This window comes from Streptomyces sp. NPDC050433 (genome assembly GCF_044458565.1).
In the GTDB taxonomy this organism is placed as follows: domain Bacteria; phylum Actinomycetota; class Actinomycetes; order Streptomycetales; family Streptomycetaceae; genus Streptomyces.
On the sequence record NZ_JBITIB010000004.1, the window covers coordinates 67,626 to 91,862 of the forward strand.

Consider the following 24,237-nt stretch of genomic DNA (forward strand, 5'->3'; position numbering starts at 1 on the left):
TTTGTCAATGTAGCATCCAGTGTCCGGAGCACCGGGCGAGGTTACGGACCAGAGGCTCCGCCAGGCTGAATCGGGGGAATGGGATGGCCGGTCGGGATCTGCTCGGTGACCTTCGGCGGCGTATCGAGACAGCTGTGGAGACGGACGACGCCACCGCGTTGTTCACGGACGACGCGGAACGCACGGCCGTCGCTCTGGCCGCGGCCACCGACCCGGCGGCGGACGTCGAGGCGTGCCACGTTCTGGGCGTGTACCACTGGATCCGGGTCACCGCGCTGCCGGTCGGCGCGGCGCAGGACGAAGCGCTGGTCGAGGCCGTGCGCTTTCTGGCCCCGGTGCACGAGGTGGATCCGGAGGCCGTGCCTGAGCCGCTGCGCGTCGTACTCGCGGCGAGGGACGACGAGGACATGTCCGCCGGGGAGGCCCTCGAATTCGGCCTCGCCGTCTGCCGGGCGTACGAGCGCGGTCGCCATCTTCCGCTGCTGCGCCGGGCTGTCGAGCTGTTCCGGGTGGCGATCGCAGGGCCGCTCGACAGCCCGCTCGACCGGGCGATGTCCCTCAACAACCTCGGGCACGCCCTGCGGCTGACGTACGAGCAGACGAAGGACGCCGAAACGCTGGACGAGGCGGTGACGGCCGCCCGGGAGGCGGTCGGCGCGTCGAGGCATCCCGAACACGCCATGTTCCTCAGCAATCTGGGGCTCGTCCTGGTGCAACTGCACTGGCGGGACGCGAAGAACGGGGACGGGAGCGGGGACGGTAACGGGAGCGGTGACGGGAGCGCCGACACACTCGGCGAAGCGCTCGCGGTCGCCCGCAGGGCCGTCGTCACGGCCTCGCCCGACCACCCCAATCTGGGGATGTATCGCAGCAATCTCGCCGCCATTATGCACGCGTGGGCCGACACCGAGGCCGATCCGGTGGCAGCCGCCGAGGCCATCGAGCTGACCAGGGCCGTCGTCGCCGCCATGGCCGAGGGTGACCCCGCACGCGGCGCGCAGCTCCACATCCTTCTCTTCGCTCTCCAGAGGCAGTACGGGCGGACGGCCGAGATCGACGGACTCGTCGAGGCTGTCACCGTCGGCCGGGAGGCCGTCACCACTCTTCCCGCCGGCCATCCCAGCCAGATCGACTGTCTGGACAAGCTCGCCGTCTGTCTCAGCCGGCTGTTCAAGCACACCGGTGAGATCGCGACGCTGCGGGAGTCGATCGCCGCCGGAAGGGCCGTGGTCGACGCGGCCGCCCCGGCCGACCGCGCGCGGCATCTCCACAATCTCGGTGAGAGCCTTCGTACGCTGGCCGAGCACAGCACGGACCCCGCAGCGGCGGACGAGGCGGTCACCCTCGCACGGGCCGCGGTCGCCGCCGCCGCCGACGACGATCCGCAGCGCCGACTGTGGCTGAGCGGGCTGGCCGTCGCGCTTCTCCAGCGGTACGAGTACACGGGGGGCGTCAGCCGGCTCGTCGAGGCCGTCGCGTGCGAGCGTGCCGCTGTCGAAGCCACGCCCGTCGACCACCCCCAGCGACTTCAGTCGATGAACAACCTCGGTATGGCACTGCGTCTGCGCTACGAGGCGGTGGGCGGGGACGAGTACCTGGAGGAGGCGGTCGACATCGGCCGGGCGGTCGTCGCCGCGCTTCCGGACGGGCATCCGCACCTGGCCATGGCCCTGAGCAATCTCGGGAACGCTCTGGCCAGGAAGAACGAACGCGACGGCGGATACGAGCGTGCACCCGAGTCCATCACGCACGCCCGCGCCGCCGTCGACGCGACGCCCGTCGGTCACCCCGACCGTCCCAAGTGGATGAACAACCTCGGCATGGCACTTCAGGCTCTGGCGAGCCACACGGGGACGCGCGAGCCGCTCGAGGAGGCGGTCACTGTTCTGCGCGGCGCCGTTGCCGCGCTTCCCGACGGTCATCCCTATCTGGCCATTGCCCTGGGCAATCTCGGCAACGCCTTGAACAACCTGTTCGATCGGACCGGGGAACCGGCGTTGTTGCGGGAGGCCGCGTCGACCGCCCGCCGGGCCGCCGACGCCACCCCCGTCCAACACCCGCAACACCCGACCGCCTTGAGCAACCTCGGCCGCATTCTGCACTTCCTGGCCTGGCAGACGGGCGAATCACGGCTGCTGCGGGAAGCGGTGGAGGCAGCCCGCAGCGCTGTTGCCGCGCTTCCCGACGATCACCCGAACCGCGCACATTTCCTGGGATCTCTCGGGGCCGTACTGGAGACGAGTTTCCAGCGCACCGGTGAGAGCGAGCACATCGCGGAGGCGGTCGCGGTCTGCCGCGAGGCCGTCGCCGCCTTCCCCGAGGGCCATCCGTATCGCGTCCACCACTTGTTCGGGCTGTCCGGCGCTCTGTACGCGCAGGCACTGCGGAACCGGGATGTCCGGACGGTGTCCGAGGCGGTGGCCGCGGCCCGCCAAGTCGTCGACGCCACCCCCGGCGACCACTTCAACCGCAACGGGGCGCTGGTCAACCTGGCCACCGCCCTGGTGCAGCGGTTCACCTACGACGGCGACGTCGCCGGGCTGCGCGAAGCGGCCGACGCGACGCGTGAGGCAGTCGCGATCACACCCGCCGGTCTGCCGAGCTACGCGGCCGTCCTCAACAGCCACGCCGCTGCCCTCCACACGCTCGCCACGCACACCGACGACACCGCGCTCCTGGACGAGATCCTGTCCTCCTCCCGGTCGGCGGCCCAGGACGCCTCCGCTCCGGTCTGGACCCGCGTCGCCTCCTACCGGTCGATCGCCGCCCTGGCCGACCCGGCCGACAGCGGTGCCCAGGAAGCGCTCGCGGCGGCCGAGGCGGCCGTCGCCCTGCTGCCGCAGATCGGGCTCGGCACCCTGGACCTCACCGACCGGGGGCACCTGATCGGCGAAGCGGGCTCGCTCGCCGGGGCCGCGGCCGCCGCCGCGCTGAACGCGGGGCGACCGCACCGCGCCGTCGAACTGCTGGAGCAGTCACGTGGAGTGCTGACGGCCGAGTCCGTCGCGGACGGGGGCAGCGACCTCGACCGGCTGCGGTCGGCGGCCCCCGACCTGGCAGGTGCCATCGAAGAGGTACGGAACCGGCGCGAGGCCCTCGACCGCCCCGCCCTCACGGCCGTCGAAGCCACCGCGCCCCCCGAAGCCCGATCCGCCGCCCGACGGGAGGCGCAGGCCGAATGGGACGCACTGCTCACCCGTATCCGCTCCCTCGACGGCTTCTCCGGCTTCCTCACACCCCCGGGAGCCGCCGATCTCACCGCCCAGGCGGCCGGGGGTCCGGTGGTGTACGTCTCCGCCGCGCCGAAACGCTGCGACGCGCTGGTCCTCACCGGTGATCCCGGCGACCCCGTACGCGTCGTGCCTCTCGGCGGCCTTACCGAGGCGGAGGCCGTGCGCCGCATCGTGACGCTGGGGACGGCCATCGACGCCACCGCCGACCCCGCCCTGGATCCCGTCGGCCGGCGGGCGGCCCAGAGCGACATCCTGGACGTGCTGACCTGGCTCTGGGACACGGTGACCGAACCCGTTCTGACCGCCCTCGGCCACACCGGACCCCCGGCCCCGGGTGAGCCCTGGCCGCGGGTGTGGTGGTGCCCCGTCGGCCTTCTGGCCTACCTGCCGCTGCACGCCGCCGGTCATCACGAGGACCTGGCCGACGACTCCCCCCGGCGCCACGCGCCCCGCACCGTGCTGGACCGGGTCGTCTCCTCCTACACCGCCACCGTGCGCGGACTGGCCCGCGCCCGCGCCCGCGCCCGCGAGCGCCCGACCGGTCCAGGGACCCGGACCGCGATCGTCGCGGTCCCCGACGCTCCCGACGCGGGCCCTCTGGATGGCGCCGCCACCGAGGCCGAACTTCTCACCGGGCTCGTCCCGGGCGCCGCGGTCCTTCCCGACCCGACCCGCTCCTCCGTGCTCGCGGCGCTTCCCCGCCACCAGGTGGCGCACTTCGCGTGCCACAGCGAGCCCCACCGGATCGACCCCTGGCGAGGCCGGCTGATTCTCCAGGACCACCGGACGGATCCGCTGACCGTCGCCGACATCGGCGCGCTGCGCCTGGACGGCGGGCTCGCATTTCTGTCCGCCTGCAACACCACCCTGACGGCCCCGCGCCTGGCCGACGAGGCGCTCCATATGACCGGCGCGTTCCAACTCGCGGGCTACCCCCACGTGGTGGGTACCCAGTGGCCCGTGGCCGACCGGGCCGCCCACCAGCTGGCGGCCGACTTCTACGCCCGCCTCACGGGCGACGGGACCACCCCGCCCCAGCCGGCCCTTTCCGCCGAGGCCCTGCACCGGGCCACCCGGCGCCTGCGCGCCGGCTATCCGGTCACCCCGACCGTCTGGGCCGCGCATACGCACACGGGTGCCTGAACGCGAGCCGGGGGGAAACCCCACCGCGTGAACGGGTGCCTCCGTCATGGGATCGGCGCGCGCGTTCCAACAGGCTGATGAACATGAGCACTTACGCGAAAACCTCAGCCCGTTCGCGCCTGCCCGTGGTCACCGCGCTCGTCACCGCCGCCGTCTGCGCCGTGTCTCTCGGGGTGTCCGCCGGGCCCGCGCCCGCGCAGGAGACCGGCGGTGGCGGCGGCCGGGACTCCGCGGGGGCCGCCCTCACGCAGAAGCAGTTGCAGCGTGAGGTGGACCGCACGCTGAAGGAGGCCGGGTACGTCGGCATCTCCGTACAGGTGCGCGACGGCCAGCGCCGTACATACGCCGTCGCCGGGGAGGCGGAGCTGGGCACCGGGCGGCCGGTGTCGCACGAGGCCGACTTCCGGGCGGCGAGCGTCACCAAGACGTTCGTGTCGACGGTCGTCCTCCAACTCGTCGCCGAGGGGCGGCTGTCGCTGGACGACACCGTGGAGAAGTGGCTGCCCGGCGTCGTGGCGGGGAACGGGAACGACGGCAGCCGCGTCACGCTGCGCCATCTGCTCCAGCACACGAGCGGCATCTACAACTACGACTTCATCGAGGACACCGGCGACACGGCCGAGGACTTCGAACGGACCAGGTTCGACCACCACGACCCGGAGGAGTCCGTGGCGGGCGCGATGAAGCACAAGCCGGACTTCGAGCCCGCCGACCCGAACGACCCCGAGCCGGACTGGAATTACTCGAACACCGGCTACACGCTCGCCGGGATGGTCATCGAGAAGGTCACCGGCAGGCCGTGGGGCAAGGAGGTCCGTGACCGTATCGTCCGCCCGCTGGGGCTGACACAGACGTACGCCCCCGGTGACGACCCGAGCCTCAACGGGCCGTACACGCACTCGTATCAGCGGTTCCCCAGCTCCACCGCGTGGACGGACACCAGCGTCCGCAACATGTCGTGGGCGACGGCCGCCGGTGCGCTGGTCACCGGGGAGCGCGACGTGGACCGCTTCCTGACGGCCCTTCAGCGCGGCCGGCTGCTGCCGCCGGCGCAGATGGCCGAGCTGCGGAAGACCGTGCCCGCGAGTGAGTTCTTCCGGGAGGTCTTTCCGGGGCTGGAGTACGGGCTCGGGGTGATGCGCCAGCCGCTGAGCTGCGGCGGATTCCGCTGGGGACACGGCGGTGACCTGGAGGGTCAGACGGTCCGGGCGGCCGTCAGCGAGGACGGCCAGCGGTCGGTCGTCATCAACACGAGCGGCAAGCAGCCGGACGACGCGTGGCTGATCGGCGCGGAGAAGACCCTCCAGGCACTCCAGGACCGCGCGATCTGCGGTACGGAGGGGTGACAGGCCCGGAGCGGTGACAGGCCCGGAGCGGTGGCAGCCACGGAGCGGTGGCAGCCACGGAGCGGTGACCTGCCCGACCGGTGGGCCGTGGATCAGGTGCCGTCGGCCGTCCGTTCGCGGGAGTCGCGGCGCAGGCCCATGAGTTCGGCGACCGAGTCCAACCAGCGGGCGGTACTGACCTCGCCTTCCGGTGCGGGGGCGGCCTGCGCGGCGGTGTCCAGCCACTCGCGGAGGAGTGCCGCCGCCTCGGGGCGCGGCAGGGGCTCGGGCAGCTCCGCGGCGTACACCAGGCCACCGGCCCGTACGACTTCGGCGACGAACGCCACCGATCGGGGCACGACGTCGAGCCGGTCGAGAGTGACGGCGGCGGCGACGGCACCGTCACCGAACAGGGCGGTACGGAATGCGTCCTGGGTGAGGCCGTAGCGCAGGAGGACGGGGACGTCGGTGGCGGCGACGAGTTCGTCGTCGGTGCGCGGGCGGGTGCTGGGAACGGGGGACATGGGGACCTCGGGCTTCCGGATTCCGGTCCGGGTCAGCGGACGGTGATCTCGTACAGGTAGTACTCCACGCGCTCCTGCGGCGTGCCGGTCGACGTGGGAATGGGGGTCGGGTCGGGGGCGCCGAGGGACGGCGTCCTTGCCTTCGCGTCGGCCTCGCTGTGGCACAGTCCGTTCGGGCAGTGCAGCAGCTTGACCGTGGCCTTGCCGGACTTCACGGCGGTGAAGTCGAAGTATTCCTCGCCGTCGTCGCCGGCGTCGTTGTCCTCCCGCTTTCCCCCGTGGTCGAGGACGTCCTCCTCCGGCTTCGGCTCGGCCAGGTACCAGTTCTCGCCCATGGCCGAACTGGCGGGGACCTTCAGGGTGAACTCGTCACCCTTGTCGACCGTGATGGTTCGCTCCTGCGTGCCGTACTCGGTCGGCCCGCCGATGAAACCGCAGCCGGTCAGCACGACCGTGGCGAGGAGGGGGAGTACGGCAACTGGCCTCCGGCGGGGCGCTGTTGCTGTCGCTGAAGCTGTCCGTGTGGTGCGCATGGTCAGTCCTGGTCGATGTAGACGCGGTTGACGTTGTTGAAGCGGCTGTCGGTGGCCGCGCTGAGGTTGCCGTCGATGAAGTCCTGCTCGCTGACCCAGGTGGTGGTACCCCAGGGGTTGTAGACCTGGAGCATGCCGTCCTCCTGACCGACGATCATCACGCCATGGCCGACCCATTCGCCGTCGTCCTCGCCCTCGATGTTGATGGGGACGGGCTTGCCCTCGGCGACGGACCTGTTGATCTCGGTCAGCACGTCACGGCGGTCGTTGGCGCTGTTCATGTCGTGCGACTCGTAGCTGTCGCCGGTGTGCGGGCTCAGCTCCTTGTTGGAGATCTCGACCTGGCCGTCGGAGTCCATGCCGGCCGGCTGCCGGTCCCAGAGCCAGCCCTCGTTGGATCCGTCGCCCTCTTCGTGCAGCCGCATCTGTTCGTCGGTGAGCCGCTCGCGGAAGGCCGCCGGGTCGTTCTCCTGGCCGCTGGGGCCGCCGGTCAGCTCCAGGGCGTAGACGGGGTCGACCATGGCGCGCGCGGTGACGGTTGAGGAGGGAACACAGGTGGCGCCCTCCTGGCTCCAGAGCTTGTCGCCGAAGGTCTGCTGCTCCTGCTCGGTCTGGGAGTTGGTACTGACCGGCGCCAGGTGCTCACGCAGCCACACCGCGTCCTTGCCGTGGATCTTCCCGCCGAACTCCGAGACCTCGTCGACGGAGTAACCCGCGGCGAGCGCCTTCATGAGGTACGCCTTCTCCTGGGGCGTGGAGGCGTTCGCCAGGAGCCTTTCCATCCGCGCGCTCTCGGTCGGCGAGAGGTTCTCCATGGCCCGGCCGGCCCGTTCGAGGTCGTTGGCGGTGAGGATCTCGTTCAGGTCGGGATCGCCGCCCACGTTGCCGGCGTCGGCGAGCATAAGGCGGTCGACGGCGGTCAGGTCATCGGTGTCCATCTTTCCCGTACGGGCCTCGGCCGCCCACTTGTTCAGATCGCGGGCCGCGGCGCGCGCGGCGTCGTCGGCGGCGACGGCGGCCCTTCGCATCAGCTCGACCCCGTCGGCGGCGACGGTGCGTGCCCTCAGCCGGGCGGCCTCCTCGCCGTCGTCCTCGTGCCAGTTGTCGAAGAACCCGTCTCTGCCGCCGAGCGACGCCTTCGCGTCATGCAACTTGCCGCGACCGTCGCCGTGCTGCTTCTGGGCGACTTTGACCGCGTCGGCCAGTACGGTCAGCGCTCGGGCACCGCCCTGGAACGCCTCCGCCAGCTGCGACGCCGCCCGCGCCGCGGCATTCACCGCGTCCGAGGCCAGCACACTCGTATCGCCGACCCAGATCTCCGGCAGCCCCTTGCGGGCCACTCTGCCCACCCGGTCGCACAGATCACCCCCGTCGTCGACCTGCCCGCGATACCGCTTGCCGAGCGACTCCAGCGTCGCCGGATCGCCCTCCGGTGCGGACACCCCGAGCGCCTGGTCGATCAGTTCCAGCAGATCGTTCTTGCTCCCGGCCTTGGGGATGTTCTCGCACAGCCCCTCCAGCCGCGCCCGACGGTCGGTCGTGGACTCCGTCATCGCACAACCCCTCAGTACTCGGACAGAGCCGACGGTCGGTCGGCGTAGGCGGGCATGGTGGTCAGGGAGCTGCCCCCCACCCGGACACCGCTTGTCTGGGTCTCGACGAGCTGATCGCTGCCCGAGTACGCACCCTTGGCGAGGCGGACCTTGTTCGCCAGCTCGTGCAGGGCATCGCGCAGCGTGGCGGTCTCGGCCACCCAGGCAGCCGCGAACTCGTTGAACGCCGCCGCGGAATCGGAACCGCCGAGCTGGGACTGCGTGTAGCACATCGTGGGGTCGATGGCTTTGCGGATCTTCTCCGCGTCGTCACCGGACCCGTCCAGCTCCCCCGCCGGTTGTGACATCCTCGTGGTCGCTACTTGGTAGCCCTGCTCAGCAGACATCGTGGTCCCCCGTCCCCCTGAAGCCCATCCGTCAACGCGTACACCCGTACACGGCACCGCAGTTGACCAAACGGCCCGGAGGCTAACACGCGACCGCCGTCCACGACCGGCCGACCACAGCCCCCGCGCACGCTTCCCACACTCCTGCCACGGTGCGAGGTGGGGCTGGGGCGGGGCCTTCCTGGTGGGGCTGGGCCGTAAACCTGGGGCGTGGATGCTGGTAGCGTCCGCGCTGATCAGGTCAATTCGGGTCTCTCATCGAAAGGTTGGAGCAGCATGACGGATTCCGCCGCCCATGACGCCGCCGCTTCCGCCGACGTCGCTGCGGTCGCCCGTGACCTCGCGGAGTCCGAGGCGCTGTTCTCGCGCCCGAGGGTGCAGCCGGACGTCAGCGTCGCGTACGGGGAACACCCTGATCAGGTGGTCGACTTCTACGCGCCGCGCGGTGGACGCGAGGGGGTGCCGCTGGTGGTCGTGCTGCACGGCGGGGCGTGGCGGGCGCGGTACGACCGGTGGCATCTGACGCCGTTCGCGGACTTCCTGGCCCGGCGCGGGTTCGCCGTCGCCAACGTGGAGTACCGGCGGGGGAACGGAGACGGGTCCGAGGGAGCCGAGCCCGTGGCCGGGCGGTGGCCCGAGACCTTCGACGACATCGCCGCCGTGATGGACGCGCTGCCCGCGCTCGTCGCAGACGCCCTCCCGCAGGCCGACCCGCGCCGGATCGTGGTCACCGGGCACTCCGCCGGTGGCCATCTCGCGCTCTGGGCCGCGGCGCGGCATGTGCTGCCCGAGGGGTCGCCGTGGCGGCTGGACGCGGCGCCGCGGCTGCGCGGTGTCGTGGCGATCGCGCCCATCGCGGACTTCACCACCGCCGTCGAGCTGGGTGTCTGCGGCGGAGCCGTCGTACAACTCCTCGGCGGGGAGGGAGAGTTGAAGGTGCGGAGGGAGAGCGCGGACCCGTCGGCCCTGCTGCCCACCGGGATCGCCACCGCCGTCGTGCAGGGCCGGGACGACATCGTCGTGCCGCAGGCCGTCGCCGAGGCGTACGTCGACGCCGCCGCCAGGGCGGGCGAGATGGTCGGCATCACGCTCCTGGAGGACGTCGGACACTGTCCGCCGGTCGACCCCGGCGCGGACGCGTGCGCGGTCGTGGCCGAGGAACTGGCGCAGCTCGCGTACTGACCGAGGGCAGCGAGCCTGGGCTTGCGGACAGAAGCTGACCGCAAGCCCTTCTACCTTCGGAGCATGACCAACAACGCGATCGTCAACCTCGTGACAGGCGCCACCGGCACCGTGGGCCGCCAGATAGTCCTCGAACTGCTCAGCCGCGGCCACACCGTACGCGCCCTGACCCGCGACCCGTCCAGGGCCGGCATCCCCGACTTCCCCGACGGCGTCGAAGTGGTGCGCGGTGACCTCGCCGATCCGGCGTCGCTCGTCCCGGCTCTGGAGGGCGTCACCGGGCTGCATCTGATCACCTTCGACGGCGGGGGCTTCGCGGCGCTGGAGACCGGCCCGGAGATCGTCGAGCTGGCGGCCAAGGCCGGGGTGCGCCGCATCACCGTGCTCAACGGCGGCGGCGACACCCCGCTCCAGGACGCCGTCATGGCGGGCACCGTTCCGTGGACCGTGCTCATGCCGGTGGAGTTCATGGCCAACGCGCTGGAGTGGGCGGAGGGCATCCGCGCCGGGGACAGGGTGCGGGAGCCGTTCGTCGGCCGGCTGAGTGCCATGGTCCACGAGGGCGACATCGGTGCCGTCGCCGCCGTCGCGCTCAGCGAGGACGGGCACGGCGGCAAGTCGTACCTGATCACCGGGCCCGAGGCGCTGACGATCCGGGACAAGGCGGACACGCTGGCCGCTGCCCGGGGCCGGGAGATCGAGGTGGTCGAGCTGACCGAGGCGCAGGCGGTGGAGCAGTGGCGGTCGGCCGGGCAGCCCGAGGAAGTGATCGGCTTTCTGCTGGAGGTGTACGGGAACACGCCGCCCGAGGGCCGGACGCCGAACGGCACGGTGGAAGAGGTCACGGGGCGTCCGGCGCGCACCTTCGCGCAGTGGGCGGCCGAGCACGCGGACGCGTTCCGGGGTTCCGTGTAGGCGCGTGTAGCTCTCGTGGGTGCCCTCGTAGTACCTGGGAGGGACGGAAAAGGATCCCTATCACTGGTGACGACCGGTGCCCGTCCCTCCCCTTACCTTTGAAAACGTGACCAAGACAGACACGAGGACGACGAAGACCGGGAAAGCCCGGAGCCCCGAGGTCCGTGCGGCGGCGGGCCTTCTCGGCGGCCTGCGCCAGGACCTCTTCCACGACGCCTTCGCCTACCGGCCGCTGCCCCGCATGCGGACGGACGGGATCATCACGCGCCGGCTGCCCGAGGGGATACGGGAGTACGCGGCATGGTTCCCGCACTTCGCGATCGCCGCCTGCGCGCTGTTCGCGCTGTCCATCGGGGCGGCCAACGGGTCGGGTGTCCTCGACCTGATCACGGTGGCGCCGGTCCTGCTGGTCCTCGTCCGGCCTGTCGCCGCCTGGTGGCTGGCCCTCGCGGTCTCCGCGGTCACCGGTGCGACGAGTGGCTATTACGGCGACTGGCCCTGGACACCGGCCGCCTTCGCCGCGTATCTGGCCGTGATGACGATCGTGGCGATACGGACGAACCCGCGTACGGCGGCGTGGATGTGGGTCGCCACCCTGGTGTACTCGCTGTTCGCGGAGCCGCTGTTCAGCCGGGGATACGGGTACGGCACGAGCGGGCCCATGCTCTTCCTCTCCGCGCTCATCCTGCTGACGGTCTCCGCGGTCCACATCCGCCGTGACGCGAAGAAGGAGGTGGCGGTGCAGCTCAGCGTCAACGCGGTCGAGCGCAGCCGGCGCACGCTCCTCGAAGAGCGCACCACCATCGCCCGCGAGCTGCACGATGTCGTTGCGCACCACATGTCGGTCGTCGCGATCCAGGCGGAGGCCGCGCCCTACCGGGTGGAGAATCCACCGCCCGAGCTGGAGCAGGCGTTCGCCACCATCCGGGAGAACGCCGTCGCGGCGCTGACCGAGCTGCGCCGCGTCCTCGGAGTCGTACGGGCCGAGGACTACGACGCCCCCGACGCCCCGCAGCCGACGCTGGCCGACCTCGAAGGGCTGCTCTCCAATGTTCGCGAGGCCGGTCTGACCGTGGAGAAGGCGGTCACCGGAGCGGTACGGGAGCTGCCGCAGGGCGTCGAGCTGTCGGCGTACCGCATCATCCAGGAAGCGCTCAGCAACGCCCTGCGGCACGCGCCGGGGTCGACGGCGACGGTGGAGGTCTCGTACGTGCTCGGCGGACTGGGCCTGCGGATCGTCAACACCCCGCCGCAAGGGCTGGTGAAGCCGTCACCGGGCGCCGGGCACGGCATCACGGGGATGCGGGAGCGGGTGTCCATGCTGAACGGCGAGATGACGGCGAGGCTCCTGCCGGACGGTGGCTACGAGGTGGCGGCGTACATACCGGTCGCCGCGCCGGACGGGGACGAGGACACGGCCCCGGCGGCCGGCGGGGAGCGGTCATGACGATCCGGGTGCTGATCGTCGACGACCAGGTGATGGTCCGCGAGGGCTTCTCGGTGCTGCTGAACGCGATGCCGGACATCGAGGTCGTGGGCGAGGCGGTGAACGGCCGCGAGGCCGTCTCCCAGGTCGCGGCCCTCGGCCCCGACGTGGTCCTGATGGACATCCGGATGCCGGAGCTGAACGGCATCGAGGCGACACGCGAGATCGTGGCGGCGGACGCGGACGCGAAGGTCCTCGTCCTGACCACGTTCGACCTGGACGAGTACGTGTACCAGGCGCTGCGGGCGGGGGCCTCGGGCTTCCTCCTCAAGGACGCGTCGGCACGCCAACTGGCCGACGGTGTCCGGGTGGTGGCCTCCGGCGAGGCACTGCTCGCCCCCACGGTGACGCGCCGCCTGATCACGGAGTTCTCCAAACTGGCGGAGTCCCCGCGCCCGCCCGCGCTGGCCCAGATGGGGGAGCTGACGGAGCGCGAGACCGAGGTCCTGGTGCTGATCGCGCAGGGACTGTCCAACGCGGAGATCGCGGGTCATCTCGTCGTCGCCGAGTCCACGATCAAGACACATGTGAGCCGCATCCTGGTGAAGCTGGGGCTGCGCGACCGCACGCAGGCGGCGGTGTTCGCGTACGAGGCGAGGCTGGTCACACCGGGGTGATCACTCGTTGGTGTGATCGGATCGAAAGGGCCGGCTCCACAGGGCGCGGGTTCGTCACACTGGTCCGTGCCTGACAGGAGGTGCACCATGACTGCCATGGCAGAGCGCACATCGCAGCAGATGACGGTGGACGAATTCGAGAAGATCGCCGAGTTCGCCGCCGCCGAGACCGATGCCGTCAGGTTCGAGTTCATCGGCGGACGGATCGGGGACAAGGGAATGCCGGACGGGGACCACACCGAGATTCTGCGGTGGCTTCAGCAGCGATGCATGCAGGTACGGACTGATGTGTGGCTGTACGGCAGCGACCAAGGGCTCCAGGTGGAGGCGTACCGAAAGGGTCGTGCCCGGCCGGACGGTTCAATGGCGCCGACCGGCTATTTCGCCGGTCAGGGTGAGTGGGCCGATCCCGCGGGTGTGCTGATGACGGTCGAAATCACGTCTTTCGACCCGGACACGGACCGTCGGGACCGTCGGGAGAAGCCTCGTGCCTACGCCGGTGCGGGTATCCCGTTGTTCCTGCTCATCGATCGCGACTCCTGTGTGGTCACCGTGCACAGCGCTCCTGACCCGGAGGGTGGCGGCTACCGTGACACGCACTCGGTGAAGTTCGGCGAAAAGCTCTCCCTTCCCGACCCTGTCGGCATCGAACTCGACACCGAGATCCTGAAGGACTTCGTCAGGTAGGACGACGAACCAAGGGCTGAGGACCGAGTCAGTTGGGCTCCGCTCTGTGAGCCGGGGGCGCGGCTCAGTAGCGTGCAGGTATGGCAGCCTCCTCCGACTCCTCCCGTGGCCCGGCCGCTCCCGCCGGGTCCTTCGACCCGTGGAACCTCGACTTCGTCGCCGATCCGTATCCGTCATACGCCGAGCTGCGCGGCCGTGGGCGGCTGCACTACTTCGAGCCGTCGCGGCAGTGGCTGGTGCCGCATCACGCCGATGTGGCGGCCCTGTTGCGGGACCGGCGGCTGGGGCGGACGTATCTGCATCGCTTCACGCACGAGGAGTTCGGGCGGACGCCGCCGCCCGAGGCGCACGAGCCGTTCCACCTCCTCAACGGCAACGGGCTGCTCGATCTGGAGGCGCCGGATCACACCAGGATCCGGCGGCTGGTGTCGAGGGCGTTCACGCCGCGTACCGTCGAGGCGCTTGCGCCGACCGTGCACCGGCTCGCCGCCGAGCTGGTGGGCGGGCTGGTCGACGCGGGTGGTGGGGATCTGCTCGCCGAGGTGGCGGAGCCGCTGCCGGTCGCCGTCATCGCCGAGATGCTGGGTGTCCCTGCGGCGGACCGGGCGCTGCTGCGGCCCTGGTCGGCCGACATGTGCGCGATGTACGAGCTGAATCCGACGGAGGACGCGGCGCGCCGGGCGGTCCGGTCGTCGCTCGAATTCACGGAGTATCTGCGGGAGTTGATCGCCGCCCGGCGGGCCGCTCCCGGCGGCGATCTGCTCTCGGCGCTGATCGCCGCGCAGGACGCGGGGGACCGGCTGAGCGAGCAGGAGACGATCTCCACCTGTGCGCTGCTGCTCAACGCGGGACACGAGGCGACGGTCAACACCACCGTCAACGGCTGGTGGACGCTGTTCCGGCACCCCGAGCAGCTCGCGGCCCTGCGGTCCGGTGAGGCGTCGTTGTCCACAGCTGTGGAGGAGCTGCTGCGGTACGACACACCGCTCCAGCTGTTCGAGCGGTGGGTGCTCGACGACATGGAGATCGACGGCACGGTCGTGCCGCGCGGCGCCGAACTCGCGCTGCTCTTCGGCTCGGCCAACCGCGACCCGTCACGCTTCGACCGCCCGGACACTCTCGATCTCACCCGCGCGGACAATCCCCATGTGACGTTCGGTGGGGGCATCCACTACTGCCTGGGTGCCGCGCTCGGGAGGCTCGAACTGGGCGCGTCGTTCGGTGAGTTGCTGCGCCGCGCGCCGACACTCCGGCTCGTCGCCGAGCCGGAGTGGAAGCCGGGATATGTGATCCGGGGGGTGAAGGAGCTGCTGGTGGAGGTGTGACGCCTCCGTCGGCCGTTACTTCGTCTCCAGGTCCCGGCGGCGGAAGCCCGCGAGGCCCAGCCAGATCAGCCCGGCCGCGACGGCGGTGAGGACGAGCATGGGCGTCCAGTTCATGTCGGCGGCCGGGAGCTGCGGGACATGCCCGAAGGGCGACAGGTTGTTCATCCAGTCGGGGAACTGGAGGAGCGCCCCGAGATACCCGACCAGGAACGCGTACACCGGCACGATCCACGCCGCCGCCCCGGCCCTCGGGTACCAGCCGAAGAGCGCGACCGCCACGCCGACCGTCACCCACAGCGCGGGCGTGTACGCCACGGCGGCGCCGACGAGTTGGAGGACGAGGTCGCCGTCCCCGACCGAGGCCGCACCCGAGAGGCCGAAGCCCAGCCCGGCCACGAGCAGCAGCGCCGTACCGCCGACGAGTGCGACGGCCACATGGCTGCCCACCCAGCGGTCGCGGGAGAGGCCGGTGGCCAGCAGGGGCTCGGCGCGGCCCGCGCTCTCCTCGGCGCGCGGCCGGAGCGTGGCCATCACCGCGTACACGGCGGCGACCACGGCGATGAAGACCATCACCATCGACGCGAACGACTCCTCGACCGACGCGCCGCCGATCTTCGCCAGCGCCTCCTGGACCGGCTCGATGTCCTTCATCATGTCGGCGGCCTCGCCGAGGATGGAGCCGTACATCACGCCCATCACCAACAGCCCCGCGCCGAAGCCAAGCAGGGTCGCCCGGTGCAGCCGCAGCGCGAAGCCGAAGGGCCGGGTGAGCGGGCCGGAGGCCGTACGCCGGCCGAGCCCCGCGGAGCGCAGGCCCGCGCCGACGTCGCGCCGGGTGCTCAGCACGAAGCCGGCGGCGGCGGTCAGCGCGCCGAGCACCAGACAGAGCAGCAGCGGCCACCAGCGGTTGTCGACGAAGACGTACGTCCTCTGGGCCCAGCCGATCGGTGACAGCCAGGACAGCGCGTCGTTGCCCACGTCGCCGGAGGCCCGCAGCACATAGGCGAGGCCGATCACCGCGAGTGCCATGCCGGAGGCGCCGCGCGTGTAGGCGGTGATCTGTACGGTGACGGCGGCGACGCCCGCGAAGGTGAGCCCGACCGCCGCGTGCGCGAGCCCGTACAGCAGTGCCCCGCCGGTGCTGAGGCCGTCGAGGCCCGCCGACAGGAGGCTGAGCGTCAGCAGGGCGGCGAGCGCGAGGTTGGCGACGGTGGCGACGACCAGCGCGGACGCGAGCTGCGCGTGGTGGCCGACGACGGTGGAGCGCACCAGTTCGGCGCGGCCGGTCTCCTCCTCGTTACGGGTGTGCCTGGTGACGATCAGGACACTCATGAGGCCGACCATGACGGACATGAAGCCGATCAGTTGGTGGCCCATCATCGAGCCCATGGTGTAGTCGTCGAGGTAGTGGCGCGGGCCGGTCATGGCGAGCGCGGCGGGGCTGTCCATGGAGCTGACGGCCGAGGCGCGTTCCTTGGCGGTGGAGTAGAGCGTCTTGAACTCCCCCGCCGAGGACAGCGTGACGAGGGTGAGCGCGACGACCCAGACGGGGATACGGATGCGGTCCCGGCGCAGGCCGAAGCGGATCAGGGTCCCGGTGCCGGCGAGGGCGCCGGACCCGATCCGGGCGGACGCGGACGCGCGGCCGGCGGCGGGTGCCGTGACGGTGGTCATCGGGCGGCCCCACCGATGTCGGCGGTGTCGCCGCCGACGGTGTGCCCGTTGGCGGCCAGCTCGTCGCCGTAATGACGCAGCATCAGCTCTTCGAGGGTCGGCGGGTGGCTGACCAGGCTGCGGATACCGAATTCGCCGAGCCTGCGGATCGCGGTGTCGAGGTGCGCGCCGTCGACGGCGAAGTGCACCCTGCGGTCGGTCAGCCGTACCCCGTGGACGCCGGGCACGGCGTCGAGTCCGGTGGCCGGGCGCTCGGTCTCGGCCTCGACGGTCGTACGGGTGAGGTGCCGCATCTCGCTGAGCGTGCCGGACTGCACGTTCCGCCCCAGCCGGATGATGCTCACGCGGTCACACAGCTTCTCGACCTGGGCGAGGATGTGGCTGGAGAGCAGCACGGTCCGGCCGGCGGCCTTCGCCTGGAGGATGACGTCCTGGAAGACGACCTCCATGAGCGGGTCGAGCCCGGCCGTGGGCTCGTCCAGGAGCAGCAGCTCGGCGTCGGAGGCGAGCGCGGCGACGATGGCGACCTTCTGCCGGTTGCCCTTGGAGTAGGCCCGGCCCTTCTTGGTGGGGTCCAGGTCGAACCGTTCGATCAGCTCGTCCCTGCGCTGCCGGTTCAGTCCGCCGCGCAGCTTGGAGAGCAGGTCGATGGCCTCCCCGCCGGTGAGGTTGGGCCACAGCTCGACGTCGCCGGGTACGTAGGCGAGCCGCCGGTGCAGCGCGACGGCGTCCTTCCACGGATCCTTGCCGAGCAGCTGGGCGGCGCCGGAGTCGGCCCGCAGGAGCCCGAGCAGGACACGGATGGTGGTGGACTTGCCGGCGCCGTTGGGGCCGAGGAAGCCGTGAACCTCTCCCGAGTCGACGGTGAGGTCGAGGCCGTCGAGTGCGTGCGTCCGCCCGAACGACTTGTGCAGTCCGGCGACGGTGATTGCCTTCTTCATGATTCTGAAAGTACGCTTCTTTCAGAAACTTGTGAAGTTAAGGAAGCGTATAAACGGGCTCGACTAGACTTGCCTTAGGCGTTGATGGCACACAGAGACTCACAGAGACCGAGGTCAGAACATGACTGAGCGGCGGCGGGAAGACGGCCGTTACGGCAGCGACGACGAGGCTGCTGTTTCAGAGTTCGTCGAACGCTTCGCGGCCCAGCTCGTCGAGGCCGGCATGACGCGCATGCCGGCCAGGGTCTTCGCAGCGCTGCTCTCCTCGGAGCAGGGCGTCATGAGCTCCGCCGAACTGGGCGAGCAGCTGAAGGTCAGCCCGGCGGCCGTCTCCGGTGCCGTCCGCTATCTCGCCCAGGTCCACATGGTCACCCGCGAACGCGAGCCGGGCTCCCGGCGCGAGCGCTACCGGGTGCAGGACAATCAGTGGTACCAGGCGCTGACCAACCGCGACAGTGTGCTGCGACGCTGGCAGGCCACGCTGCAGGAGGGGGTCGACCAGTTCGGGCTGGACACCCCGCAGGGGCGCCGGATCAACGAGACGATGGAGTTCTTCCACTTCGTGGAGCAGGAGTTCGGGGCCGTGATGGAACGCTGGGCGAAGCGTCAGGCGGAACAACTCGGCCGATAAGGGGCATCCAGGCGGCGGGCGGAGCAGACGGGGGCTCGGTTCAGGCCTGCCCGACGGCCCCCGCCGGCAACGTCAGCCCCCACGCCCCCGCCCGCAGCGTCCACGTCCGCGTCCGCACCGGCCCCGTCACCGCCGCGTCCGCCCGGTAGCGGAAGTCCGCGCCCGAGACCGTCACCGACAGCGCGCTCGCGGTGATCGGCTCGGCCGAGGCGGACGTACGGATCACGACCTCCGCCCGCCCGCCGCGCGAGCGCACCGTCACCGTCTCGACCGGCTCGTCCAGATCGCTCAGCACGACACCGTCCGCCTCCACCCGCAGCCGGTGCGGGTGGACGGCGAGCATCTGCGGCACGGGCTTGACCAGCGTCCGGACCAGGGACCGGCAGGTGTCCCAGACGGACGAGCCGCCCGGCCCGTCGGCGCTGCCCCCGGCCGACGGCAGCGCCGGAATCCGCAGATCGCCCAGCACCACCCCGTCGCTGTCGTCGACGAGCAGATCCAGCCGCCGTACGACCCCGTCGAGCACCGCCCGCGCCGCCGCGACGGCGCCCGTGGGCACCCCCAGCGAACGCGCCAGCTCGACCGACACCCCGACCGGCACCAGCGACAGCACGCCCGTCGAGAGGTCCCGCTCCCGGTGCAGCAGGGCCACCGTGCGCAGCAGGGCGCGGTCGTCACCGACCACCACCGGTCTCCGCGCACCTCTGCGGGCGAGCACCCGCGCGAAGTCGGCGGGTCCGTCCGGCAGGCAGAATTTCGCCGTCGCGCCCGCGCTCAGCACGTCCTTCGCGATACGGACTGATTCGCCGTCGGTCCGGCGGGCGGCCGGGTCGATGACCACGAGAAGCTGCTGCTCACCGTTCTCGGCGGGCTCGGGAGCCGACACCTCGGTCCTTCCTCGGGTAGCATCTTTGTGCAAGAGCCCCTTGCGCTATTGCGCCAGGGGCTTGGTCTATTCCGGGGCAACCGGTTCGACGGCTCGGGCTTCGTCATACAGCGTCGTACAGCGTCGTGCGAGGCATCGCGCGTGTGCGTCCAACGTATGTGCGTCCCCTGGCCTTGGACATGCCCCGCCCGGAAGGGGTGTACGCCTGTGCCCGCACTTGTGCTGCTCGGTGCTCAGTGGGGTGACGAAGGCAAGGGAAAGGCCACCGACCTGCTCGGTGGTTCCGTGGACTATGTGGTGCGCTACCAGGGTGGCAACAACGCCGGCCACACGGTCGTCGTCGGCGACCAGAAATACGCGCTGCATCTCCTCCCTTCCGGAATCCTCTCGCCTGACTGCACGCCGGTGATCGGCAACGGCGTTGTCGTCGACCCGGCCGTCCTGCTCTCCGAGCTGAGTGGACTCAACGACCGTGGCGTCGACACGTCGAAGCTCCTGATCAGCGGAAACGCGCACCTGATCACGTCGTACCACACCACGATGGACAAGGTGACGGAACGGTTCCTCGGATCCCGGAAGATCGGCACGACGGGCCGTGGCATCGGCCCGACGTACGCCGACAAGATCAACCGGGTCGGTATCCGCGTCCAGGACCTGTACGACGAGTCGATCCTGATCCAGAAGGTCGACGCGGCGCTGGACTTCAAGAACCAGATCCTCGCCAAGCTCTACAACCGGCGCGCCATAGAGGCCGGCAAGATCGTCGAGGAGCTGCTGGTCTACGCGGACAAGCTGCGTCCGTACGTCAGCGACACCACGCTCGTCCTCAACGACGCGATCGACGCCGGAAAGGTCGTCCTCTTCGAGGGCGGCCAGGGCACGCTCCTGGACGTCGACCACGGCACGTATCCCTTCGTGACCTCGTCCAACCCGACGGCGGGCGGCGCCTGTACGGGCTCCGGCGTCGGCCCGACGAAGATCAGCCGGGTCATCGGCATCCTCAAGGCGTACACGACGCGCGTCGGCGCGGGCCCGTTCCCGACGGAACTGCTGGACGCGGACGGCGAGGCGCTGCGCCGCATCGGCGGCGAGCGGGGCGTGACGACGGGCCGCGACCGCCGCTGCGGCTGGTTCGACGCGGTGATCGCCCGCTACGCGACGCGGGTGAACGGCCTGACGGACTTCTTCCTCACCAAGCTGGACGTGCTCACCGGCTGGGAGCGGATCCCGGTCTGCGTGGCGTACGAGATCGACGGCAACCGCGTCGAGGAACTCCCGTACAGCCAGAGCGACTTCCACCACGCGAAGCCGATCTACGAGTACCTGCCGGGCTGGTCGGAGGACATCAGCAAGGCGAAGACGTTCGAGGACCTGCCGAAGAACGCGCAGGACTACGTGAAGGCGCTGGAGGAGATGTCGGGAACCCGGATCTCCGCCATCGGCGTGGGACCGGGCCGTACGGAGACGATCCAGATCAACTCCTTCCTGTAGGAACCGGGTTCGACCATGGCTCCGTCCCGGTGGGAGGTACGCCCACCGGGGCGGAGCCATGTCCGCGTGCGATCAGCGACTGCTCGCGGCCGAGCCCCGTGCCTCGTCGGGTGCGGCCGGACGGGGGGAGCGAGGCGGCCATGCCGTGGTCCATGTGACCCGCCGGGTGCCGATCGGCGGCCATTGGCAGAGGCTCGACGCCGTCGTGGTCCTGGACTCCCGGTACGCCGACGCGGTCGTGCCCCTGCTGGGTGAGGCCGCGGGAGGTCTCGTCGCGGGGCTGGCGCAGGGGGAGATCGCCCTTTTCAGGCCCACGGGAGCGGACGTACCGCGCCTGGACATCGCGCCCGCCGAGACGGCGTTGACGGCCTTCTGGTGAGGGGGGCCCGGAGGCTCACCCCTCCGCGCAGATCTTCAGCCCCTCCGGCGTCCCGCACGGTAGATGCCCGTGCGTGCGGATCACGTCCTGGCCGCTGCCCCTGATCAGGTAGTTGAGGAAACTGGAGACGAGTGAGTTGGCGGGCGGCTGGCCGTACGTGTACGCGTACTCGATCTCCCGGTACGGATACCCGCTCACCGTGATGCCCTCGGCCGACGCCGCCCGCCCGTCCAGCTTCAGCCGGTGCAGGCCCTTCGTCGGGGTGGCGGCGCGCAGTTCGCTGTAGCCGAGGGCGCCGGGCAGTTCCGCGACGGTGTTGAGGACCTGCTCGGTGCTTTCGAACTCGCAGCGGAAGACGCGGGCGCTCGCGTCGTCCTTCCGGCGGCAGTCGGTGGACGAGGCGCCCGGCTCGAAGCCCTTGAGGATGCGGCGCTGGAAGGTGTCGCGGGTCCCGGAGCCGGCGTTGCGGCTGACGAGTCGGATGTCGAGGTCCGGGCCGTCGAGCGTCTTCCAGTTGGTGATGGTGCCGCCGTAGATCGCGCGTATGTCGGACGTGGTCAGTCCGTCCAGATCCACGTCGTCGTTGACGACGAGGGCGAACGTGGACACGGCGACGCGGTTCTCGCGCAGATCCTCGTACCCCGGCGACTTCGGACCGTCGGAGAGCGCGACGAGTGCCGGCGAGCCGCCCTTCTGCTGGGCCCCAGCCTCGGCCAGTTCACGGATTCCGGCCGCGCTGCCGTTGGTGTCCACGGTGATGTCCGAGCCGGGGCAGTCGTCCTCGTACTTCTTCGCCAACTCCTGTGCCACGGGCCTGAAGGCGGTCGACCCGACGACGGTCAGCTCGCCCTTCGCGCAGCCGATGGGGGGCCGGTCGTTGTCCCGCAGGAGGATGATCGAGGCGAGCCCGACCACACAGGCCGTCAGCAGGATCGTGATGACGCGGGCCGCGCCGCTGAAGGAGGGTGGCGCCTCGTCGGGGGTGATGGCGCTGTTGACGATCACGTCGCCTTCGGAGATCCCACCGCTGACCGCGACCTCGTCACCCACATCACCTCCGGTCAGCAGCACCAGCAGTTTGAAGTGCTGCCCCTTGTTGAGCGGGACCTTCGGGACGTTGAGCGTGCTGCCGGAGCTGCGCAGGCCTCGCGCGTGGGTGAAGTGCGACATCAGATGGCGGGCCGCCCTCGGGAGGGTGACGGCGACACCCTTGATCGTCCGGCCGGTGAAGGTGACCGTCAGCCCGTGGATGTCGGGTGAGGTGTAGTCCTCCACGGCGATGGTCTGCGAGCCGTCGTTCTCCAGGCGCAGCAGGACGAGCGTCGCGTCGGCCATGTCCGGGTCGTCGTCGAACAGCCCGAGGCGCACGTTCGTGTGCCCTGAGCGGACGTCGCTGCCGATGGCGGTGTCCATCTGTACGCGGTAGCCGATCCGCTTACGGCGCGGCACCCTGCGCTCGTACCAGAGCACCCCGACGGAGGTCAGCACACCCAGCAGGGTGGAGAAGACGGCAAAGGTGTTCTCTCCGTTGAACCACTCCACGACCAGCCGCCCCCCGGCACGCTTCGACTCCGTGAGGTGACGGTAAGTGCGGGCGAGGCGAACGGCAGTACGGGCGCGGATGTTTATGACGGATGTTCATGAGCCGTTCGCCGAGGGGCGTTTGCTGTTCAGGGAGGGCCAGGGAAATTCACTCCGGCGGGTGAACTTTGTGAAGAACTGACGGTTCCTCATATGCTTGCCCATAACGGTCATTTATTCGATCCACGCAGGTCGCCCCTGGCCCGGTTTCCGGGCTCCGGGTGCCCCAACTCCGGCCCGCGGTGACCCTCTTGGCATTTGCCATCGTCACGGTGTGTGGCATTACAGTCACGGAAGCCGAGCACGAGAATGCCCCCGCGGTGCAGCAACACCCGGGGGCTCGACACCCGGAGAAACAGCTCCCGATGCGCATTTACCGTACAACGCCCACGCGTTCCTTCTCCACTTTCACCAACGAGCTGCTGCGAGATCGCCGCATCTCCTGGTGTGCGGCGGGCGTACTGGTGTACCTGCTGAGCCTGCCGCCCAACGGCCGCGCCTCGATCCGCTCGCTCACCGAGCAGCGCAAGGAAGGCCGGGCACGGATCATGGGCGCCCTGCATGACCTGGAGCGTTGCGGCTATCTGCGCCGGGTGCTGGTGAGGAACCCGGACAGTGGTGAACTCTCCACGGTGTACGAGGTGTTCGACCGCCCGTACACGGATCGGGTGACAGGGGAACCGGCCGCGAGCGCCCCGGAAAATGGCCAGAACCCGGCCTGCCCGTCCCCGAACAGCTGTGCTCCGCCATGGAGTTGCTGCTCCCCCTCGGTGGCCGCGGCCCCAGACTCGCGCTCGGCACGGCCGAGGCGGTACGGCTGGCGCCCCTGGCCCGCGAGGCGCTGACCGGCCGGGGTCTGCCCGGCGGTGTAAGACTCCCGGCCCCGAGAGGGGGCCGGGTCATCCAGGAAGAAGGAATCTCATGACCCTCCAGTTGGAACGGCCACCCGAGACGGTATACCGGCGGTATACTGCCGTCATGGCCGACACCACCGTCAAGGTTGACCCCGCGGTCCGCGACCGCCTCATGATTCTCGCGCGCGAGCGCGGGCTGACGATGCGCGATCTGATCGCCGAGTTGGCCGGGGCGACGCCCACAAAGGAAGAGATGCGACTGCGGTACGAGGCGACGAAGGCGTACTGCGAGACGCACTTCGGCGTGACGCTCACCGACGAGGACCACGACAGGGCCGAAAAGGTCTGGCAGGACTTGGAGGCCGGTCGGCCCGTGGACAGCCTGTGAACAGGTCCACCGGGGTCGTGTACGACGAGACCGCACTCGTCGCGCTGGGAGCGGGCAACTGGCTCGCCTCACAGTTCATCGCCAATACCGAACGCGGCCCGACGCGGCACGTGTACGTACCTGCCCTCTGCCTGGCCGCCGCCGACGGCAGGCGCAAGGGGCTCGCCGATCATGTTGGCGCGCTGCCGGCCGCCGAGATCGTGGAGCTGGACTTCGCGGGCGCCTCGGCGGTGGGTGCGCTGCTCCGCGACGGCGTCGAGTGGCGGCTGGGCCAGGCGATCCACCTGTCCCGCCCGACGGTCGACTGGCCGGACGGACGTCCGGTGGTCACGGCCGAGCCGGACCTGTACGCGGACATGCCGCTCGTCCGCACGATCCGGCTGCCCGAGCAGCGGTAGTCACGTGAGGTAGGTACGGAGCCGGAGTGCACCCGGCTCCGTACCCTCCGTAGCCCATTCCACCCCGCTCCGCGAGAACTTGGCGCACCGTTTCACGATCTTCGC

At 70.5% G+C, this 24,237-nt stretch carries 22 protein-coding genes; 14 read left to right on the forward strand and 8 right to left on the reverse strand.

The window, feature by feature from the left end:
- Positions 1-83 precede the first annotated feature (83 nt).
- Both ACIBLA_RS06815 and ACIBLA_RS06820 read left to right on the forward strand, forming a co-directional pair.
- Positions 84-4,376 (forward strand): CHAT domain-containing protein, encoded by a 4,293-nt coding sequence (locus ACIBLA_RS06815; protein ID WP_399197988.1) that lies wholly within the window; start codon positions 84-86, stop codon positions 4,374-4,376.
- Between the two features lie 83 nt (positions 4,377-4,459).
- Positions 4,460-5,722 carry a serine hydrolase domain-containing protein gene (locus tag ACIBLA_RS06820; protein WP_399197989.1) on the forward strand — a complete coding sequence of 421 codons (1,263 nt, stop codon included), beginning with the start codon at positions 4,460-4,462 and terminating at the stop codon, positions 5,720-5,722.
- 92 nt (positions 5,723-5,814) lie between these two features.
- Here the strand turns inward: ACIBLA_RS06820 and ACIBLA_RS06825 are convergent, their stop codons facing one another.
- The 4 genes from ACIBLA_RS06825 to ACIBLA_RS06840 are packed head-to-tail and all read right to left on the reverse strand — an operon-like array spanning position 5,815 to position 8,697.
- Positions 5,815-6,225 (reverse strand): hypothetical protein, encoded by a 411-nt coding sequence (locus ACIBLA_RS06825; RefSeq protein WP_363240354.1) that lies wholly within the window; start codon positions 6,223-6,225, stop codon positions 5,815-5,817.
- A gap of 32 nt (positions 6,226-6,257) precedes the next feature.
- Positions 6,258-6,758 carry a protease inhibitor I42 family protein gene (locus ACIBLA_RS06830; protein WP_363240352.1) on the reverse strand — a complete coding sequence of 167 codons (501 nt, stop codon included), beginning with the start codon at positions 6,756-6,758 and terminating at the stop codon, positions 6,258-6,260.
- Between the two features lie 2 nt (positions 6,759-6,760).
- Positions 6,761-8,311, reverse strand: coding sequence for a peptidoglycan-binding protein (locus ACIBLA_RS06835; RefSeq protein ID WP_399197990.1), 1,551 nt, complete (start codon positions 8,309-8,311; stop codon positions 6,761-6,763).
- An 11-nt stretch (positions 8,312-8,322) separates the two neighbouring features.
- The gene (locus ACIBLA_RS06840; RefSeq protein ID WP_399197991.1) at positions 8,323-8,697 is read right to left on the reverse strand and encodes a hypothetical protein; all 375 of its coding nucleotides are present in this window, start codon (positions 8,695-8,697) and stop codon (positions 8,323-8,325) included.
- Between the two features lie 276 nt (positions 8,698-8,973).
- Between ACIBLA_RS06840 and ACIBLA_RS06845 the strand changes: the two genes are divergently transcribed.
- From ACIBLA_RS06845 to ACIBLA_RS06870, 6 genes are all read left to right on the forward strand, one after another.
- Positions 8,974-9,879 (forward strand): alpha/beta fold hydrolase, encoded by a 906-nt coding sequence (locus tag ACIBLA_RS06845; RefSeq protein WP_363240349.1) that lies wholly within the window; start codon positions 8,974-8,976, stop codon positions 9,877-9,879.
- A 63-nt stretch (positions 9,880-9,942) separates the two neighbouring features.
- Positions 9,943-10,794 carry an NmrA family NAD(P)-binding protein gene (locus tag ACIBLA_RS06850; RefSeq protein ID WP_399197992.1) on the forward strand — a complete coding sequence of 284 codons (852 nt, stop codon included), beginning with the start codon at positions 9,943-9,945 and terminating at the stop codon, positions 10,792-10,794.
- 106 nt (positions 10,795-10,900) lie between these two features.
- Entirely contained in the window at positions 10,901-12,241 is a 1,341-nt protein-coding gene (locus ACIBLA_RS06855; RefSeq protein WP_363240347.1) for a histidine kinase, read from the forward strand.
- Positions 12,238-12,897, forward strand: a complete 660-nt coding sequence (locus ACIBLA_RS06860) for a response regulator transcription factor (protein WP_363240345.1) — start codon at positions 12,238-12,240, stop codon at positions 12,895-12,897. The genes ACIBLA_RS06855 and ACIBLA_RS06860 overlap by 4 nt, the downstream gene beginning before the upstream one ends.
- A gap of 87 nt (positions 12,898-12,984) precedes the next feature.
- Positions 12,985-13,584: a Uma2 family endonuclease gene (locus ACIBLA_RS06865; protein ID WP_363240344.1), complete on the forward strand. Its 600-nt coding sequence runs from the start codon at positions 12,985-12,987 to the stop codon at positions 13,582-13,584.
- Positions 13,585-13,664: 80 nt separating this feature from the next.
- Positions 13,665-14,909, forward strand: a complete 1,245-nt coding sequence (locus ACIBLA_RS06870) for a cytochrome P450 (RefSeq protein ID WP_363240343.1) — start codon at positions 13,665-13,667, stop codon at positions 14,907-14,909.
- A 15-nt stretch (positions 14,910-14,924) separates the two neighbouring features.
- On the opposite strand, the gene ACIBLA_RS06875 is transcribed toward ACIBLA_RS06870, so the two are convergent.
- Both ACIBLA_RS06875 and ACIBLA_RS06880 read right to left on the reverse strand, forming a co-directional pair.
- Positions 14,925-16,583 carry an ABC transporter permease gene (locus tag ACIBLA_RS06875; protein WP_399197993.1) on the reverse strand — a complete coding sequence of 553 codons (1,659 nt, stop codon included), beginning with the start codon at positions 16,581-16,583 and terminating at the stop codon, positions 14,925-14,927.
- Positions 16,580-17,524 (reverse strand): ABC transporter ATP-binding protein, encoded by a 945-nt coding sequence (locus ACIBLA_RS06880; RefSeq protein ID WP_363240341.1) that lies wholly within the window; start codon positions 17,522-17,524, stop codon positions 16,580-16,582. The genes ACIBLA_RS06875 and ACIBLA_RS06880 overlap by 4 nt, the downstream gene beginning before the upstream one ends.
- 121 nt (positions 17,525-17,645) lie before the next feature.
- Between ACIBLA_RS06880 and ACIBLA_RS06885 the strand changes: the two genes are divergently transcribed.
- Positions 17,646-18,155 carry a MarR family transcriptional regulator gene (locus ACIBLA_RS06885; RefSeq protein ID WP_363240340.1) on the forward strand — a complete coding sequence of 170 codons (510 nt, stop codon included), beginning with the start codon at positions 17,646-17,648 and terminating at the stop codon, positions 18,153-18,155.
- A 40-nt stretch (positions 18,156-18,195) separates the two neighbouring features.
- On the opposite strand, the gene ACIBLA_RS06890 is transcribed toward ACIBLA_RS06885, so the two are convergent.
- Positions 18,196-19,041: a diacylglycerol kinase gene (locus tag ACIBLA_RS06890; RefSeq protein WP_399197994.1), complete on the reverse strand. Its 846-nt coding sequence runs from the start codon at positions 19,039-19,041 to the stop codon at positions 18,196-18,198.
- A 207-nt stretch (positions 19,042-19,248) separates the two neighbouring features.
- Between ACIBLA_RS06890 and ACIBLA_RS06895 the strand changes: the two genes are divergently transcribed.
- The gene (locus tag ACIBLA_RS06895; protein WP_363240338.1) at positions 19,249-20,532 is read left to right on the forward strand and encodes an adenylosuccinate synthase; all 1,284 of its coding nucleotides are present in this window, start codon (positions 19,249-19,251) and stop codon (positions 20,530-20,532) included.
- Positions 20,533-20,590: 58 nt separating this feature from the next.
- Entirely contained in the window at positions 20,591-20,911 is a 321-nt protein-coding gene (locus tag ACIBLA_RS06900) for a hypothetical protein (RefSeq protein ID WP_363240337.1), read from the forward strand.
- A 15-nt stretch (positions 20,912-20,926) separates the two neighbouring features.
- On the opposite strand, the gene ACIBLA_RS06905 is transcribed toward ACIBLA_RS06900, so the two are convergent.
- Entirely contained in the window at positions 20,927-22,453 is a 1,527-nt protein-coding gene (locus ACIBLA_RS06905; RefSeq protein WP_363240336.1) for a substrate-binding domain-containing protein, read from the reverse strand.
- A gap of 404 nt (positions 22,454-22,857) precedes the next feature.
- Here ACIBLA_RS06905 and ACIBLA_RS06910 point away from each other — a divergent pair, with 404 nt between their 5' ends.
- The 3 genes from ACIBLA_RS06910 to ACIBLA_RS06920 all read left to right on the forward strand — a co-directional run bounded on the left by ACIBLA_RS06910 (position 22,858) and on the right by ACIBLA_RS06920 (position 24,132).
- Positions 22,858-23,337 (forward strand): hypothetical protein, encoded by a 480-nt coding sequence (locus ACIBLA_RS06910; protein WP_399197995.1) that lies wholly within the window; start codon positions 22,858-22,860, stop codon positions 23,335-23,337.
- 133 nt (positions 23,338-23,470) lie between these two features.
- On the forward strand, positions 23,471-23,734 hold the full coding sequence (locus ACIBLA_RS06915; protein WP_363240333.1) for a hypothetical protein: 264 nt from the start codon (positions 23,471-23,473) through the stop codon (positions 23,732-23,734).
- On the forward strand, positions 23,731-24,132 hold the full coding sequence (locus ACIBLA_RS06920) for a hypothetical protein (protein WP_363240331.1): 402 nt from the start codon (positions 23,731-23,733) through the stop codon (positions 24,130-24,132). The genes ACIBLA_RS06915 and ACIBLA_RS06920 overlap by 4 nt, the downstream gene beginning before the upstream one ends.
- Positions 24,133-24,237: the final 105 nt, after the last annotated feature.